The organism is Winogradskyella alexanderae, from assembly GCF_020166335.1.
Taxonomy (GTDB): domain Bacteria; phylum Bacteroidota; class Bacteroidia; order Flavobacteriales; family Flavobacteriaceae; genus Winogradskyella; species Winogradskyella alexanderae.
The window spans coordinates 394,549-413,031 of sequence record NZ_JAIUJR010000002.1 but is presented as its reverse complement, the minus strand read 5'-3'; the positions used below and the strand labels follow the sequence as shown (position 1 = coordinate 413,031).

Sequence of the window (18,483 nt, the reverse complement as noted above, 5' to 3'; positions counted from 1 at the left end):
CTTTGTAATAGATGTTTAAAAATATTATTCATCAACCAATACCCATTCACCCTTATCAATTAGAGGTATAGCTTGCTTGTATTTTACAACTTTATTTTCGCCACTCATCACATGTTTAATGGTAACTCTATCATTTCGTCCAATTTTTGGTTTGTCTCTAACAATTGTTTCAACGACTTGTTGCTGTCTTGATGTATTGGCTCCCGCAGCTCTATTTTGTGCCGCACGTTCGTCCATATTAGGGATTTCCTCTTTTTGGGTTTCAAGTTTTTCTTGTTTACGCTTTTTCGCTTCTTGAATAGTATTTGCGGTTTCTTGAGGAATTTCACCTTTAAACAAGAAGGAAATAACGTCTTTGTTAACTTGGTCTATCATTGCTTTAAACAATTCAAAAGCTTCAAACTTATAAATTAGCAATGGATCTTTTTGCTCGTGCACAGCCAATTGTACTGATTGCTTCAATTCATCCATTTTACGGAGATGTGTTTTCCAAGCATCATCTACAATGGCTAGTGTAATATTTTTCTCAAAATCGTTTATAAGTTGTTTTCCTTTAGATTCATAAGCTTTTTCTAAATCGGTAACTACTTGAAGATTTTTTACGCCATCTGTAAATGGTACTACAATACGTTTAAATCTATCGCGTTGCGTATTATAAACATTTTCAATAACCGGATAAGCCAAGTCTGCAGCACGCTGCATTTTATCACGATAATGCTTAAAGGCTTCTTTATAAATTATACCAGAAATTTCTTGAGCACTCATTTTAGCAAACTCGTCTTGGCTAATTGGAGAGGCCATTGAGAAATATCGGATTAATTCAAACTCGAAATTTTTATAATCATTAGCATCCTTATTGGTATGGGTAATGCCTTCTGAAGTGTCAAAAATCATATTTGCAAGATCCACTCTTAAACGTTCACCATGTAAGGCGTGACGCCTACGTTTGTAAACCACTTCACGCTGGGCATTCATTACGTCATCGTATTCCAACAGTCGTTTACGTACACCAAAGTTATTTTCTTCAACTTTTTTCTGAGCACGTTCTATGGATTTTGAAATCATGGAATGCTGAATTACTTCGCCTTCCTTTAGTCCCATTCTGTCCATCATTTTGGCAATACGGTCACTACCAAATAAGCGCATTAAGTTGTCTTCTAACGAAACATAGAATTGTGAGCTTCCAGGATCTCCTTGACGACCAGAACGTCCTCTTAGCTGACGGTCCACACGACGTGAATCGTGACGCTCTGTCCCAATTATAGCTAAACCACCCGCTTCTTTAACTTCGTCACTGAGTTTAATGTCTGTACCACGACCTGCCATATTTGTTGCTATGGTAACTTGTCCCGGATTACCAGCTTGAGCTACGATTTCTGCTTCTTTTTTGTGTTGCTTGGCATTCAGGACATTATGTGAAATTTTTCTAATACTCAGCATTTTACCAAGTAACTCAGAAATTTCAACATTTGTTGTGCCTATAAGAACCGGTCTTCCAGCTTTAGAAAGCTCTGTAACCTCGTCAATAACAGCATTGTATTTTTCGCGCTTAGTTTTGTAAACTAAATCGTCTTTATCATCTCTTGCTATTGGCTTATTGGTTGGTATTTCAACAACATCTAATTTATAGATTTCCCAAAATTCGCCAGCTTCTGTAACCGCTGTACCTGTCATACCAGAAAGTTTGCGGTACATTCTAAAGTAATTTTGAAGTGTTACCGTAGCGAATGTCTGTGTGGCAGCTTCAATTTTTACATTTTCTTTAGCCTCTATTGCTTGGTGTAATCCATCAGAATAGCGACGACCATCCATAATACGACCTGTTTGCTCATCTACAATCATTACCTTGTTATCCATAACAACGTATTGAATATCTTTTTCAAATAAAGCATATGCCTTTAAAAGCTGATTTAAGGTGTGAATCCGTTCAGATTTAATACCGAAATCCCTGAAAAGATCTTCTTTAAGTTCGGCTTCCTCTTCAGAGGATAATCCTTGATTCTCAATTTTGGCAATTTCAGTTCCCATCTCAGGCATAACAAAGAAATTTGGATCGTCTTCACCTGATAGAAAATCAACACCCTTATCAGTCAATTCAACTTGATTGTTCTTTTCGTCAATAACATAATAGAGTTCAGCGTCTACTTTTGGCATTTCTCTATTGTTATCTTGCATATAAAAATTTTCTGTTTTCTGAAGGAGCTGTTTAATACCTTCTTCGCTCAAGAATTTAATCAAGGCTTTATTCTTTGGAATACCTCTATAAACTCTTAATAATTGAAAGCCACCTTCTTTGGTATCGCCTTCTGCTATTAATTTTTTAGCCTCGGCTAGTACGCCAACCAAATATTTACGTTGAACATCTACAATTTGGCTTACTTTAGGTTTAAGCTGATCGAATTCATGTTCATCGCCTTTTGGTACTGGCCCTGATATGATAAGTGGTGTTCTAGCATCATCAATTAAAACTGAATCTACCTCATCTACAATAGCAAAGTGGTGTGGGCGCTGCACTAAATCTTCTGGAGAGTGTGCCATATTATCACGTAGGTAATCAAATCCAAACTCATTATTGGTACCATAGGTAATATCCGCGTTGTAGGCTTTTCTTCTAGCATCTGAATTTGGTTTGTGATGATCAATACAATCAACACTCAACCCATGAAATTCAAATATTGGTGCCATCCAAGCACTATCACGTTTTGCCAAGTAATCATTTACAGTTACAAGATGAACACCACGACCAGCCAATGCATTTAAATATACTGGTAGCGTTGCAACAAGGGTTTTACCCTCACCAGTTTGCATCTCTGCTATTTTACCTTGGTGCATGGCTATACCACCAATTAACTGTACATCATAATGAACCATATCCCAGGTTATAGGCTTACCTGCTGCATCCCAAGAATTAGACCAAATAGCTTTATCGTCTTCTAGAGTAACATAATCTTTTGCACCAGAAACTTCTCTGTCAAAGGCATTTGCCATTACCGCGATTTCTGTATTGTCTACAAAACGTTTTGCGGTTTCTTTTACTACAGCAAATGCTTCCGGTAAAATATCGTCAAGTAATTCTTCTGTGATATTATAGATGTCATCCTCAATTTTATCTGCTTCTAAATACAAGTCCTCTCTTTCATCAATATCTTCCGTTTCTTCTGCTTTAGCTAGTAGTTCATCTTTAGTTTCCTGAAGTGGCTTGCGTACTGCAGCTATTTTATCTTTAAACTCATTTGTTTTTGCTCTTAGCTCGTCGTGCGATAATCCTTCTAAAGCCGATTCATAAGTTTTTATTTTTTCTACTATCGGTGTAATAGCACTAACGTCTTGTTTGGATTTATCTCCAACAAAAACTTTTAATACTTTATCTAATATGCCCATGGTAATTATATTCTGGCAGATTGAAACACTTCAACCCTTTAATTCTATTTTTTGTAATTGTTTAAGCTTCTTTTTAACCTAGAAACGGATTCTAATTACAAGAATCCGAAAATAAAAAAAGTCTCTTACTTAAATTAATGCAAGAGACTTTTTTTGTGATTTAATATCTATTAATATTCGTCCTCGTTCCAGAGGTAATCTTCATCAGTTGGGTAGTCTGGCCAAATCTCTTCGATTGAGTCGTAAGAATCTCCTTCATCTTCAATCGCTTGTAGGTTTTCTACTACTTCTAAAGGCGCACCTGTTCTAATCGCATAATCGATAAGTTCGTCTTTAGTTGCTGGCCAAGGTGCATCACTCAAATAAGATGCTAATTCTAATGTCCAATACATTTGCGTACGTGTTTAATTTTTTGCAAAAATAATTTTTTAGCTGAATAATTCAAGAAAAAATTAAATTAATTAATCATTAATAAAAAGAACGTGTAATCTTCAACTTTTTAAGACCCAAATATTGCGCTATCTGAATCCAAGGCATGTAAGATTAATCTTAAGATTCTTTTTGTGGAATCCATTTTATTTCTTCAGCCTGCAAATCATGTGACAACTTCCGTGCCAACACAAAAAGATAGTCAGAAAGACGATTAATATACTTTAATGTTTCTGGTTGAAACGGTTCTAACTCATTGAGATGAGTAGCCATGCGCTCTGCTCGTCTGCATACTGTTCGTGCAATGTGACAGAATGACACGGTTTGGTGACCTCCAGGTAATACGAAGTGTGTCATTGGAGGAAGGCTTTCTTCCATTTTATCCATCTCACTTTCTAATTGTTCGATATCTTTTTCCGAAATTTTCGGGATATTAAGCCTTGCTTCTCCTGATTTTAATGTTGCCTTTTCAGGGTCTGTGGCAAGAATTGCACCTATTGTAAATAATCTATCTTGAATTTGCATTAATATGCCTTTGAAATGCTCATCTATATTTTGGTCTCGCAGTAATCCAATATGTGAATTGAGTTCATCAATTGTACCGTAACTCTCAATACGTATATGATGTTTAGGTACGCGTGTTCCTCCAAATAAAGCAGTAGTACCCTTATCGCCTGTTTTTGTATAAACTTTCATGATCGTAAAGATAAGGCTTAAACCTAAGTTTTGATTAATCCTTAAGCTTCAACTTAGTAACTTTAACATCGAGTTAGGATTTACTCGTTGTATTTATCGCTGGCAACCATTCCGTCTATTAGACGAATAACCCGTTTTGCGTTGGCAGCAATGTCTTCTTCGTGCGTAACCATTATAACTGTATTGCCTTTGGCGTGGATTTCATTAAAGAGTTCCATAATTTCTAAAGATGTTTTGGAGTCTAAATTACCTGTTGGCTCATCAGCAAGGATTATTGAAGGTTTATTAACCAAAGCTCTGCCAACTGCAACCCGCTGTCTTTGTCCACCAGATAATTGGTTTGGCTTGTGGTCCATTCTGTCGGCCAGGCCAACATCCGTCAATACTTCTGATGCACGCTCAGAGCGTAGCTTTTTAGATGCTCCAGCATATATCATAGGTAGAGCAACATTTTCTAATGCAGTAGTTCTTGGTAGTAGGTTAAATGTTTGGAACACAAAACCGATTTCGGTGTTTCTTATCTCAGCTAGTTCATCGTCTGTCATCTGGCTAACATCCTTTCCGTTTAGGATATAAGTACCAGAAGTTGGTGTATCCAAACAGCCTAAGAGATTCATTAATGTAGACTTACCTGAACCAGAAGGTCCCATTATAGCAACATATTCACCTCTTTTAATATCAAGATCAATACCTTTTAAAACATGGACTGTTTCTTGTCCCAATTTAAAATCTCTGATGATGTTTCTGATTTCTATGACGTTGTCACTCATAATTATAGATCTTGGTTGCCAAATTACCTGCAAGATACAGGATTTTACAGTTAATAAGACGTTAAAGTTGGTTGGTTGTTACACTCTAATTTTAAAATGTTCTTTTGTCTGTTCTTTTCTAAAAAAAACAAAACCAAAATGGAAGATATCCACAGTTACGGTTACAGAGTTATGTGCTTTTATGTGGTTCCAAGCTTCTGTCATTCCTTGTGACCAATAAATATCGTCAAAAATAAATAGCGAATCATTTTTGGCCCTAGAAAGAAGAGCTTCAAAGTAGCTAATCGTAGCGTCTTTATCATGATGACCATCAAAATAGATTAAATCAAAAATAGATGCTTTTATTTTAGGAATATATGAATCAAATTGATTATTTATAAGCTCTATTTTGTTACAATTAGATAATGACTTTTTGGTAAATTCAAAGGTATTTTTGCAACCTTCAATGCTAGTAATTTTCTCTACAAATTTACTAGTTGCCATTGCTTGTGTTGCAATGCCGAGTGATGTGCCTAATTCCAATATATTTTGTGTCTTAAAGTAATTTACAACTCTAAAAAGTAATTTTGATTTTTTAAGTGGTGTGCCTGAATTGGCCGCAATAGCACCTATTTTTCTTCTGTTCGTTCTAAAATACCTTGAACCAGAACCAAAATCGGTTACTGTAATCCTATTATTATTTTTTAACAAGGATTTACGATAGGCTTTAATTAATTGGTATTCTTGGTATTTGGTTTTGTCGTAAAGACACTTGGTAACAAAATTGTAAATAAAAGGCGAATGTACCCCATGTTGGTTTTTCGATGCTTTAAGAAATTTTAAATAGGAGCGTATGCTGTACATTTAGCCTTCTAATTTTTCAGATAACTCAAACCAACGTAATTCTTTTTCTTCTATAGAATCAATAATTCCTTGCAACTCTTCGGAAAGCTTATTAATTTCATCTTGCAATAAATCGGGATTATTAAATTTATTTTCAATTGCGATTTTATCCAATTCCAACGAGCGAATTTTTGATTCTAAATTTTTGTATTCCTTTTGCTCGTTATAGGATAATTTAGTGGCTTCGTTTTGCTTTAATGCTTTTTTAATGTTGGAATTAGAAGCTCTTTCTATTTGCGATGGCTGACTATTGTCATAAGCTCTAAAATCTGAATAATTCCCAGGAAAGTCATCAATAACTCCATCACCTCTAAATACAAATAAATGATCCACAATTTTATCCATAAAATATCTATCATGTGAAACAACCAACAAAACACCTGGAAAATCCAACAAAAAGTTTTCTAATACATTTAGAGTTACGATATCTAAATCATTCGTAGGTTCATCTAAAATGAGAACATTAGGATTTTGTATCAAAACAGTGCAGAGGTAAAGCCGTTTTTGTTCACCACCACTAAGTTTTTCGACAAAATCATATTGTTTTTTTCTATCGAATAAAAACCGTTCCAACAGTTGCTGTGCACTTATTTGCCGGCCTTTTGCAAGGGGTATATAATCGCCATACTGTCTAATTACTTCAATAACTTTTTGATCTGGTTTTACAACAATTCCGCTTTGTGTATAATATCCAAATTTTACAGTTTCTCCAATAACAATTTTACCACTATCGGGTTCTATTGACTGTGTCAAAAGGTTTAAGAATGTAGATTTACCTGTGCCATTTTTACCAATAATTCCAACTCGTTCACCTTTTTTAAAAGTATAGTCAAAACCATTTAGGATTCTTTTTGATTTAAACGCTTTTGAGACATTATGAAACTCGATAATCTTGCTACCAAGGCGCTCCATGTTTATTTCTAACTGAACCACATGGTCCTTTCGCCGTTGGTGCGCTTTCTTTTTTATCTCAGAAAAATCATCAATCCTACTTTTGGATTTTGTCGTTCTTGCCTTTGGTTGCCTGCGCATCCATTCTAATTCCTTTCTAAATAATTGTTTCGCCTTACCAACTTCTGCTAATTCATTGGCAATACGTGCTTCTTTTTTTTCTAAATAATAGGAATAATTGCCTTTGTAAGTATATAATCGCCCATGATCTAGTTCAATTATTTCATTACAAACACGCTCTAAAAAATACCTATCATGTGTAACCATGAAAAGTGTTTGCTGGCTCTTTGTAAAGTAGTCTTCTAGCCATTCTATCATCTCTAAATCTAGGTGGTTGGTTGGTTCGTCTAATATTAAAATATCAGGACGGCTCAAAAGTGCTTTGGCTAAGGCAAGACGTTTTTTTTGACCACCGGAAAGAGTACTTACTTTTTGAATTATATCACTTAATTTAAGTTGAGACAACATCTGTTGGTATTGGGTTTCAAACTCCCACGCATTATTGCGTTCCATGGCTTCAAAAGCCAATTGATATTTTTCGGTATCGTCAGGGTTTTTTAAAGCGCTTTCGTAGTTTTGTATTGTTTTGAGAATAGGGATTTCCGACGCGAAAATAGTTTCTTCGATAGTTAATTCTGAATCTAAACTTGGCTCTTGGTCCAAGAAAGCCAATCGCAGTCCTTTTCTTATTACTACTTGGCCTTCATCGGGAGAATCTTTGCCTGATAAAATGTTTAGAATTGATGTTTTACCACTTCCGTTTTTAGCAATAAATCCAATTTTCTCATCCTTATGAATACTAAAGGACAAATCCTCGAAAAGGACAAGTTCTCCATAGGACTTGGAAATATTTTCTACATTGAGGTAATTCACACTAACTTTTTTACAAAGAACGTAAATAAACCAAAAACAAACTATTAAGTTTTGTTATTGGTATTGATAAGCTATATTTGTGATACAGGAGATCAAAAGCCTAAATGAAAACTAAACTATTGTTTTTTGGATTAGTGTTGTGTATTGGATTATCGTCATGTATACCTCACAAGGATTTGGTATATCTTCAAAATAGAGAGGTAGCACTTGACTCCTTGGCAACAAATAATCTTACTGAAATACAAAAACCCTACAGAATTCAGATTAATGATATACTAAACATTCGTGTTAAAGCTTTGGACCAGGAAAAAGTTTCAATTTATAATCCTGTTGGGAATGAAAATTTAAATGCAGAAAGCCAAGAGCGGGCTTACTTTGACGGATTTACAGTAGATGTCCATGGTAATATCAGAATACCAGTGCTTGGAGAAATTAATGTTTTGGGTTATACAACCGAAGAAATTCAAAATATCCTTGAACAAAAGTTATTAAAAGATCAGTTTAAGGAAACCGCCAATATTTTTGTTACGGTTAAGCTTGCTGGATTACGTTACGTTACTAGTGGTGAAGTTAATAGTCCTGGTACACAAGTTTTATTTCAAGACCGCGTTAATATTTTTGAAGCTATTGCCAATTCAGGTGAAATTACTCAAACTGGCAATAGAAAAGAGGTTATGATCATTCGCCAATATCCACAAGGTCAGCAAATACATAAACTAGATCTTACCGATATAAATGTTATGAAATCACCGTATTACTATATTCAGAATAATGATATGATTTATGTAAAACCGTTAAAACAGAAATCATGGGGTACAGGGGTTACCGGAACCCAAACGATTACAACGCTCATTACGGTGATGGGATTGGTTACGACCAGTATTTTGCTAATTGATAGATTATAAAAATGTCTGATTTTGAATATGAATTAGAGACAAATGAAGGAGGTCAAACCACTTTTGATATCAAAGGATTATTCTTTAAAATCATAAGTTTTTGGCCTTTAATACTTATTTCAATCCTTTTTGCACTTGGTATTGCTTATTATATTAATGTTAGAAAGCAAAACATTTACCGTTTAGAAAGTCTCATCTCTGTAGAAAATGAACAAAGTCCATTTTTTACCACAAATACAAGTATCTCTTTTAATTGGGGAGGCGTTTCTGGTAAAGTTGGTAAGGTTGTTACGGAAGTAAATACAAGAACTCATAATGAATTGGTGGTTGATTCACTGGAGTTTTACAAACAATACCTCAGGGAAGGAAAGTATAATCTAATAGATATCTATAAAAAATCACCTTTCGACGTAGTTATTGACAAAAACAAACTGCAGTTGCTTGGTAGACTTGTAGAAATAAAACCTATTGACGATGTCAACTTTGAGCTCAGTATTGATTTTGGTGAGGCGACATCCGTGGCTTGCCAGAACTATATTACAAGACAAATAGAATCTGTCGTTCTTAATACAAATAGTGTATCCCAAAAATACGCCTATGGTGATAAAATTGAATTACCATTTTTAAATGTTGTAGTTAAGCGGAACAACAACGTAGGGTTTGTCCAAGATTCAAAACATTATTTGAGATTTTTAAATTTTGATTCTGTTGTAAATCAGTATCAAAATGCAGTAAGGGCAACGCCAAAATCAAGAGATGCATCTTCGATTTTGCGAATGATTATGACAGGTAACAACAAGGCTAGAATTGTTGATTATTTAAATGCTACTGTAGAGATACTAGCTAGAACGGAACTTGCGCGTAAAAATTTATATGCTACAAACACGATTAAATTTATAGATAGTAGTCTTGCTGAGGTAGACGCAATTTTAAAGGCTGGTACAATTGAAATGAGCGATTTTAGAAAGCGTAACAAAGTCTTTGATGTTACCGAAGAGCTTTCTCTTGTTTCAGATAATTTAAAAGGACTTGATAATTCTAGGGAAGTGGAGCGATCTAAATTACAATACTTAAATTCTTTAGAACAATATCTTTTGACGCAGAAAGATTACACAAAGATTGTGGCGCCAACTTCAGTTGGAATTACCGAAACTAACATAATTGCTAGTGTTCAAAATATTACTGCACTCGCAATTGAAAGGCAAAATCTCGAATATACAACACAACCTGGTAATGTCTTATTTGATGATCTAGATAGAAAGATTGACGCTGAAAAGAATGTTTTGCTCGAAACCATTACCGCAACAAAACGGACTATAAATTATCAGCTGAATGAAGTAAATAATAAGATTGCAAAATTAGAAGCAGAACTCAGAAATTTACCAGAGGATCAGCAAGAGTTCTTAAAGATTCAAAGAAAATTAGATATAAGTATTGAGACTTACAATGTTTATCAAAGTAAATTGAGTGAAGCAAAAATTATTAAGGCGGCAAATGTATCTGATATAACATTTATAGACAAGGCCAAAGATGTTGGTGGAGGAAAAATAGGGCCAAACACATCTCTAAATTATATAATGGCTTCCTTGTTAGGTCTTGGTTTACCAATTCTGCTTGTTTTTATATTATATCTTTTAGATAACAATATTCACAATACCAATGAGGTTGAAAAACTATCCAAAATCCCAATATTGGGATTAATTGGAAAGTTTAACCATCCAAATAATCTTGTTGTTTATGAAAAACCAAAATCAACAGTCTCAGAATCTTTTAGAGCTTTAAGATCTAGCCTGCAGTTTATCTACAGACAACAAGATGATTCAAAACAACGAGGTAAAACTTTAATGGTTACATCTTCAATAAGCGGTGAGGGGAAAACGTTTTGTTCTATTAATATTGCAACTGTTTATGCTTTATCTGGTAAAAAAACTATTTTACTTGGTTTAGACCTTAGAAAACCAAAAATATTTGGTGATTTTAATCTTAAAAACGAAAAGGGAATTGTTAATTACTTAATCAGTGAGGAAAAATTAGAAGATACTATCGCTTCTACTCATATAGAAAATTTAGATTTAATTTCTTCGGGTCCTATTCCACCAAATCCGTCTGAGTTATTGATGAGTGAAAAATTAAAAGATGCTATACTTAAATTGCGGGAAGTTTATGACTTTATTGTATTGGACACTCCACCTTTAGGATTGGTTGCAGATGCTTTAGAACTTTCACATTACGCCGATGCGACAATTTACATGATTCGATTCGATTATACTAAAAAAGGTATGCTTCAACTCGTTAATGCAAAATATAGAAACGGTGAAGTTAAAAATATAAGTTTTGTACTTAATTTCTATAAGTACAAAGCCAGATACGGCTATGGTTATGGCTATGGATACGGCTATGGTTATGGTAGTTATGGAAATGCATATCACAAAAACGACAAAGAATCCTTCTGGGAAAGGGGAAAACGACTCCTGAAAAGGAAAAAGAAATAAATTAGTTTGATTACACGTTCTCAATTAAGAGTAAAACGTTATTTTGATTTGTTTTTGGCATTAATTCTTTTGCCAATACTCCTTTTACCAATAGTAATACTAATCATCGCTTGTACTATCGATACAAAAATGTGGGGTCTATTTAAGCAAAAAAGAGTAGGTCAAAGCGCTAAATTGTTCAATATTTATAAATTAAGAACTTTAAAAAAAGAACATCACCAATTAGGAGAATTGGATAGAAGTGCAACCAGACTAGGAAAATTTTTAAGAAGCACCAAGTTAGACGAACTTCCTCAACTTTTCAATGTAATTAAGGGCGAAATGAGTTTTGTTGGACCAAGACCTGATGTTCAGGGGTTTGCAGACGTTTTGGAAGGGGAAGACCGAAAAATATTAATAGTTAAACCAGGTATTACAGGACCTGCAACATTAAAATATAAGGACGAAGAACGTGTATTAGAACGACAAAAAGATCCCGACCACTACAATAGAAATATTATTTGGGTAGATAAAGTGAAAATAAATAAAAATTATGTAGAGAATTACAGTTTTTATTTAGATTTGAAGTTCATTATAAAATCTACTTTAAACCTATGAGTTCTACCAATGAAAAAATTGCCATAATAGGTTTAGGTTATGTCGGTTTGCCCCTCGCTGTTGAGTTTGCCAAGAAATTTTTTGTTGTTGGATTTGATATCAACAAACAACGTATAAATGAATTAAATTCTGGGGTTGATTCTACTTTAGAAGTTGAAAATGAAAATCTTCAGTCAGTTTTGACAACTAGTTTAGACTCTGACAAGGGATTATACATAACTGACAGTATTAAAGCTTTAACACGTCCAAATATTTATATTGTTACGGTTCCAACACCAACAGATGCGTTAAATAAACCTGTGTTTACACCATTGATAAAAGCAAGCGAATCTGTGGGTGGCGCGTTGTCTAAGGGTGATATTGTTGTGTACGAATCAACAGTATATCCTGGAGCAACAGAGGATATTTGCATACCTATTTTAGAAAAAGTATCCGGATTGACCTACAATAAAGATTTTTTTGCAGGATATTCTCCTGAACGAATTAATCCAGGCGATAAGGAGCACACGGTCACCAAAATACTTAAAGTTACTTCTGGATCAACACCAGAAATTGCAAAAAAAATAGATAATTTATATAAAAAGGTAATCACAGCTGGTACTCATATGGCACCATCAATGAAAGTGGCTGAAGCGGCTAAGGTTATCGAAAATTCACAACGTGATATCAATATTGCTTTTGTAAACGAATTATCCAAGATATTTAGAATATTGGATATTGATACTAAGGCCGTATTAGAAGCTGCTGGTACTAAGTGGAATTTTTTGAAATTTACGCCAGGGCTAGTTGGTGGTCACTGTATAGGTGTTGATCCCTACTATTTGGCACAAAAAGCTATAGAATCTGGGTACAACCCAGAAATAATTCTAGCAGGTAGAAAGATGAATGACAGTATGGGTAGTTACGTCGCTACTGAAACAGTCAAGATGATGATAAATAAGGGTGTAACTATAAAAGGATCTAAAGCTTTATTACTGGGTATTACATTTAAAGAAAACTGCCCTGATATCAGAAATTCTAGAGTCATTGATATAATCGAGGAATTAAAATCTTACCACGTCAATGTCGATGTTTATGATCCTTGGGCCTCTCAAGAAGAAGTAGCGCACGAATATGGGTTGGACTTAATCACAAATAAAGAAAAATTAAGGTCAGATTATGAAGCGATTATTTTAGCAGTCTCTCATAAAGAGTTTTTGGAAATAGATATAAATAAATTGAAATCCAATAACTGCGTTACATTTGATGTAAAATCCCTTTTACCGAGTGGTACATTTGATGCACGTCTTTAAATTCTTGAATTATTTATCTAAATCAATACTACTCTGAAGATATTTCAAAACTTAATTTTTTAATCACCGGTGGAGGTGGTTTTATCGGTTCAAATTTAGTTGAGTATCTTTTGAAGTATAATGCCAAAAAAGTTAGAGTTTTAGATGATTTTTCTAATGGTTATAGAGAAAACTTAACAGAATTTATGTCTAATCCCGCTTTTGAACTTATCGGAGGTGATATCAGGGATTTGGATACTTGCAAGCGAGCTATGGATGATATGGATTATGTATCTCATCAGGCAGCTTTAGGGTCAGTGCCTCGTTCAATAAATGATCCAGCCACAACAAACGAAGTTAATATTTCAGGCTTCTTAAATATGATGATTGCCCTGAAGGACAGTAATACAGTAAAGCGTATGGTATATGCTGCCTCCAGTTCTACTTATGGAGACAGTAAATCTCTGCCAAAGGTCGAAGATAAAATAGGCAAACCATTGTCACCTTATGCGGTAACAAAATTTGTAAATGAACTATATGCAGATGTTTTCGGTACAACGTATAATACCGATGTAATAGGTTTAACATATTTTAATGTTTTTGGGCCAAAGCAAAGTCCAAATGGTGCTTATGCTGCTGTTATACCTCTCTTTATGAAAGCCTTAAAAGAAAATAAACCTTGTAAAATTAATGGCGATGGCGAGCAAACTAGAGATTTTACATTTATAGACAATGTAGTCCAAGCTAACATAAAAAGTTTCTTTGCATCAAGCGATGCTAAGAATGAAGTTTTTAATGTAGCTTGTGGAGAGCGTATTACTGTCAACTATTTATGGGATTCGTGACGTTCTGCAGCCGGTTCGAATTTGCAAGCTGTTTATGGCCCTCCGAGGTTAGGTGATGTTAGAGATTCTCTCGCAGATATATCTAAGGCCGAAAAATTGTTAGGATATAAACCACAATTTACAGTTAGAGAAGGACTAAAGATTACATGGGATTATTTTAATCCGTAATCCTTTTTAAAAATAGACTCTTTTATTCGAGCAGTCAACGAAATTAAATCTTCAATATTTAAAGAAATATACCTAATTTTCAGAATACATTGTTTATTAATGTGAATTGATGAAGGTAAGGCAGTTATTATTAAAATTAAAGTCGTCACTTAAGGGATTTTACCTCATTGCCATATACGGTAGAAAAGTTAGCTCCGAAGCAAAGTGTTTTTTAATAGAATTACCTCAAAATAAATTTAATAGATATCTCTATCCCTTGATCTATATGATTGTAGAACAGGGTTACATCCCTATATTGAATCTTAGCTTTTCAGAGATTGCTCATTTAACCCATGACCCTTATCAAAAGTTAATTATACATAATCAACTATTGTATCTTAAACATCGAAGAAACAATATTATCAAGCACATAACTTTAGATCCAAATTACTTCTGCGCTATTAAAAATACATCTTTAAGAACTAGCATTTTACCAATAAGTATGCACCCCTTAATTTACGGAGAACATGATAAAGAAACAGGAATTTCTCAAGGTGAAAATAAATCCATTTTATTTGCTGGTACAACTGAAGGTCAAGGACATAGTAAAAATCAAATATTTGAAGGTGTTATACCTAGATTTAAAATTATAGAGTTCATTAAAACATTGAAAAATATAAGAGAAGTAAAAAACAAAAAAGAATACGATGTTTTCGAACCAGCCCAATCAGAATCTGAATTTGTAATATTTGAGAGACATAATTTTAATCTTACACAGGATCAACTTTTCAAAGAATATCGAAGACATAGTTTTTTTCTTGCTTTACCTGGAAGAGGTATGCCTTTATGCCATAATTTGGTAGAAGCTATGTTTTGCGGAAGCATACCCATTTTACAAGATGTGTATTCCAAGATGATGCCTGTAACACTAGGCCATGGTTTAAACTGTTTTGTATATAAGAACGAAGAAGATTTAAAGGCAATTTCGTCGTTAATTCAAAATTTAAGCTTGAGTGAAATTGCCAAAATGAAAAGCAAAGTTTTAGATTATTATGAATCGAATTTATCATCTAAGGCAGTTGTAGAAAAACTTTTAAACAGAAAAAAAACTAAGTTTTATTTACAGGCCGAAGGTTATAGTATAAAATTATTTCAGCAATTGCGAAAGGATGAAGCAAAGGATAACATTTGAGTTTTTAAGGGACTAGAAATCATGTCTATTTCTTATATTCGCTTTTGTTAAAAAAAGGACTTATTGAAAGTATCTGACCAAAATTGGCTTTACACTATTTCTTCCAAACAGAAATTAATTGATTTTAATTTTAAGGAAATCTGGAGGTATAGGGATCTTCTTACTCTTTTTGTAAAGAGAGATGTAATAACAGTATACAAGCAAACTATTTTAGGGCCTTTATGGTACATTATACAACCTTTGTTTACCTCAATAATATTTACACTTATTTTTAATAATCTTGCAAGCATACCCACAGGTGATGGTGTACCTGCATTTTTGTTTAACCTCGCAGGTATTACCGCATGGAATTATTTTAAGGCCTGTCTTACTGGTACTTCAGATACCTTTACCAAGAACCAAGGTATTTTTGGTAAGGTCTATTTTCCTCGCGTAATTATGCCTTTGTCTTCGGTAGTATCAAACCTATTAAAATTTGGAATTCAACTATTAGTTTTTGCTGCCTTTTACCTCTTCTTCGTTTTTGGTAAAGGTGCGACGGCGAGTCCCAATATGGGATTGGTTTTTCTCCCATTGCTAATTCTTACTATGGCAATGTTAGGACTGGGATTTGGAATGGTTATATCTTCTTTAACTACAAAATATAGAGATCTTAGTTTTTTAGTTCAGTTTGGTGTTCAATTATTAATGTATGGATCTGCTGTAATGTATCCCTTATCCTATTTTGACGAAAAACTACCAGAATATTCATGGTTGGTAGAGCACAATCCAATTGCCATTGTAATAGAAACATTCAGACATGTAGCACTGGGTGTAGACTCGCTTTATCCTTCTAAATTAATTTATGCTATTATATTCAGTGTATTGGTATTCTTAGCAGGACTTATAGTGTTTAACAAAACCGAAAAAAGTTTTATAGATACAGTCTAGACATGAGCGATATTATTTTACAAGTTGAGAATATTAGTAAGCAATACCGCTTAGGTTTAGTAGGTACGGGAACTCTCAGTCATGATTTAAATCGTTGGTGGCATAAAGTAAGAGGTAAGGAAGACCCTTATTTAAAGGTTGGCGACATAAATGACAGAAGTAAAAAAGCATTAAGTGATTATGTTTGGGCACTTAAAAATATATCATTTGAGGTAAGAAGGGGAGAAGTTTTGGGTATTATTGGGAAAAATGGCGCCGGTAAATCAACCCTTTTAAAGATTCTATCTCGAGTTACTAGCCCAACTACAGGAGAAATAAAAACAAAGGGACGAATAGCTTCTTTGTTAGAGGTAGGGACGGGTTTTCATCCAGAAATGACTGGACGTGAAAATGTATTTCTTAATGGTGCTATTTTAGGAATGACAAAAAATGAAATCCGCAATAAATTAAATGAGATTATAGCATTCTCAGGTTGTGAACGTTATATTGATACACCAGTTAAACGCTATTCTTCTGGAATGAAGGTAAGATTGGCATTTGCAGTTGCAGCGCATTTAGAACCAGACATACTTGTGGTAGATGAAGTGTTGGCTGTTGGAGATATTGAGTTTCAAAAAAAGGCTATAGGCAAAATGCAAGATATAAGTAAAGGCGAAGGACGTACTGTATTATTTGTTAGCCATGATTTGAGCGCAATCAGTACGCTAGCCCAAAAAACAATAGTACTCTCAAACGGTGAGATTGCCGCAATAGAAAATACAGATAAGGCTATAGCCATATATTCTAATATGGAAAGCCAAGCAGCTGTTTTTAATCAAGAACCATTAAAGAATGTTCCTTCTGTAACAAGAGTTGAAATTGTAACTTCGGAAGGCGGTGTATTACAGGCCAATTATAAACCGTTTAAGTTAAATTTTGATATTAATGTACCAGAAGCAGATTACAAAAACCTGTCCGTTTCATTTCAGGTGTTTAATAATTTAAATAAGGCCATGCTTTTCTCTTATATTTTTGATATTGATCAACCAATATGTCGTAAAAAAGGCATCAATAACTTGAGTTATGTATTTGAAAATCTAAGGTTATATAAAGGTAATTATTATATAAAGGTGCATTTGGCCAACTCTAAAACACGGCAAAAATTTCAAGAATTTGATTGTTGTAGTTTTGAAGTTGAGATGTTAAATCTAAAAGAACCAGAATGGGGCTGGCAACAAAACGTTTGCCAATACATTGATGACGGTAAATGGGTTTATTAGAAGGAGATAAAAAATATATTTTTAGACCTATACATTTGATAAAAGCTATATGATTCAGAAGCTAAAAAAAATTTATAGAATTCTATTTCCGAAAAAAATAGACGCCCAAAGGCTATTTGAATATAGGTTAAAAACAAACCCACTAATAAGCACTTTTCTTAAAAAAGAACAGATATACAATCTAAAGTTAAATTCTGGTTTAAACCTTAACATAAGAGGTCATAACCATAGTGACTACAATGTTTTTCAGCAGATTTTCAATAATGAAGAATATCAAATAGTAGTTGACATTTTTAAATTGAATGATTTTGATAAAAAAGGCAGGGTTTTGATAGATGCCGGAGCAAATATTGGCTTTACAAGCATTTATTTTTTATCTCATTTTAACAATCTAAAATTAATCTTTGTAGAACCTTCAGACGAGAATATGAATCTTTGTCTTTCCAATGTTAAGCGCAACTTTGACCAAAATGATGTTGTTCCTTACCATAATGCTTTAAGCGAAAACAACAATACAAAGTTTAAGGTGCATAGGGATTTCAGAGATAGTTTAGATTGGTCAATTTCGACTACACAAGATGAAAACGGAACTATTCATGGGATTACTCTAAATGAAATTGTTAAACAGAATAATTTAGAGGAAATTTCAATATTGAAAATAGATATCGAAGGCGCCGAACGGTTTATCTTCAAAGATGGTAATGATTTGAGGTTTTTGTCTATTACTAGAGTCATTGCCATGGAGATTCATGATGAATTTGAGATTCGAAAATCGATTAATCAAATATTAGTTAATAACAACTTTTTTATTTTTAACTATGGAGAATTAACTATTGGTGTAAATAAAGACTTTATATAAAGGAAAGAATGGT

General features: G+C 33.7%; 14 protein-coding genes and 1 pseudogene. 9 read left to right on the top strand and 6 right to left on the bottom strand.

The genetic code is table 11. From position 1 onward, the window contains the following. Positions 1-24: 24 nt before the first annotated feature. From secA to LBU54_RS05310, 6 genes are all read right to left on the bottom strand, one after another. On the bottom strand, positions 25-3,381 hold the full coding sequence (secA, locus tag LBU54_RS05335) for a preprotein translocase subunit SecA (RefSeq protein ID WP_224526850.1): 3,357 nt from the start codon (positions 3,379-3,381) through the stop codon (positions 25-27). A gap of 170 nt (positions 3,382-3,551) precedes the next feature. Continuing rightward, the gene (locus LBU54_RS05330; RefSeq protein ID WP_008272287.1) at positions 3,552-3,773 is read right to left on the bottom strand and encodes a DUF2795 domain-containing protein; all 222 of its coding nucleotides are present in this window, start codon (positions 3,771-3,773) and stop codon (positions 3,552-3,554) included. A 157-nt stretch (positions 3,774-3,930) separates the two neighbouring features. Further along, positions 3,931-4,506, bottom strand: a complete 576-nt coding sequence (locus tag LBU54_RS05325) for a cob(I)yrinic acid a,c-diamide adenosyltransferase (protein WP_224526847.1) — start codon at positions 4,504-4,506, stop codon at positions 3,931-3,933. Between the two features lie 80 nt (positions 4,507-4,586). Further along, positions 4,587-5,276, bottom strand: a complete 690-nt coding sequence (locus LBU54_RS05320; RefSeq protein WP_224526846.1) for an ABC transporter ATP-binding protein — start codon at positions 5,274-5,276, stop codon at positions 4,587-4,589. A gap of 78 nt (positions 5,277-5,354) precedes the next feature. Further along, positions 5,355-6,119 (bottom strand): O-methyltransferase, encoded by a 765-nt coding sequence (locus LBU54_RS05315; protein WP_224526843.1) that lies wholly within the window; start codon positions 6,117-6,119, stop codon positions 5,355-5,357. Continuing rightward, positions 6,120-7,982 (bottom strand): ABC-F family ATP-binding cassette domain-containing protein, encoded by a 1,863-nt coding sequence (locus LBU54_RS05310; RefSeq protein ID WP_224526840.1) that lies wholly within the window; start codon positions 7,980-7,982, stop codon positions 6,120-6,122. It abuts the gene before it with no gap. 104 nt (positions 7,983-8,086) lie between these two features. On the opposite strand from LBU54_RS05310, the gene LBU54_RS05305 reads away from it, so the two are divergent. The 9 genes and pseudogenes from LBU54_RS05305 (at position 8,087) to LBU54_RS05265 (ending at position 18,470) form a co-directional block, all read left to right on the top strand. After that, positions 8,087-8,887, top strand: a complete 801-nt coding sequence (locus LBU54_RS05305; RefSeq protein WP_224526836.1) for a polysaccharide biosynthesis/export family protein — start codon at positions 8,087-8,089, stop codon at positions 8,885-8,887. Positions 8,888-8,889: 2 nt separating this feature from the next. Next, on the top strand, positions 8,890-11,370 hold the full coding sequence (locus tag LBU54_RS05300; RefSeq protein WP_224526833.1) for an exopolysaccharide transport family protein: 2,481 nt from the start codon (positions 8,890-8,892) through the stop codon (positions 11,368-11,370). Positions 11,371-11,376: 6 nt separating this feature from the next. Then, positions 11,377-11,967 (top strand): sugar transferase, encoded by a 591-nt coding sequence (locus LBU54_RS05295; protein WP_224526831.1) that lies wholly within the window; start codon positions 11,377-11,379, stop codon positions 11,965-11,967. Beyond that, positions 11,964-13,259 (top strand): nucleotide sugar dehydrogenase, encoded by a 1,296-nt coding sequence (locus LBU54_RS05290; RefSeq protein ID WP_224526829.1) that lies wholly within the window; start codon positions 11,964-11,966, stop codon positions 13,257-13,259. Before LBU54_RS05295 ends, LBU54_RS05290 begins: the two co-directional genes overlap by 4 nt. A gap of 11 nt (positions 13,260-13,270) precedes the next feature. Continuing rightward, positions 13,271-14,251, top strand: a pseudogene (locus LBU54_RS05285) (SDR family oxidoreductase). A gap of 109 nt (positions 14,252-14,360) precedes the next feature. Continuing rightward, positions 14,361-15,422 (top strand): glycosyltransferase, encoded by a 1,062-nt coding sequence (locus LBU54_RS05280; protein WP_224526827.1) that lies wholly within the window; start codon positions 14,361-14,363, stop codon positions 15,420-15,422. Positions 15,423-15,485: 63 nt separating this feature from the next. Beyond that, on the top strand, positions 15,486-16,352 hold the full coding sequence (locus LBU54_RS05275; RefSeq protein ID WP_224526825.1) for an ABC transporter permease: 867 nt from the start codon (positions 15,486-15,488) through the stop codon (positions 16,350-16,352). A 2-nt stretch (positions 16,353-16,354) separates the two neighbouring features. Then, entirely contained in the window at positions 16,355-17,611 is a 1,257-nt protein-coding gene (locus LBU54_RS05270) for an ABC transporter ATP-binding protein (RefSeq protein ID WP_224526823.1), read from the top strand. A gap of 49 nt (positions 17,612-17,660) precedes the next feature. Next, a complete protein-coding gene (locus LBU54_RS05265; protein WP_224526821.1) occupies positions 17,661-18,470 on the top strand; it encodes an FkbM family methyltransferase in 810 nt (269 codons plus the stop codon). Positions 18,471-18,483: the final 13 nt, after the last annotated feature.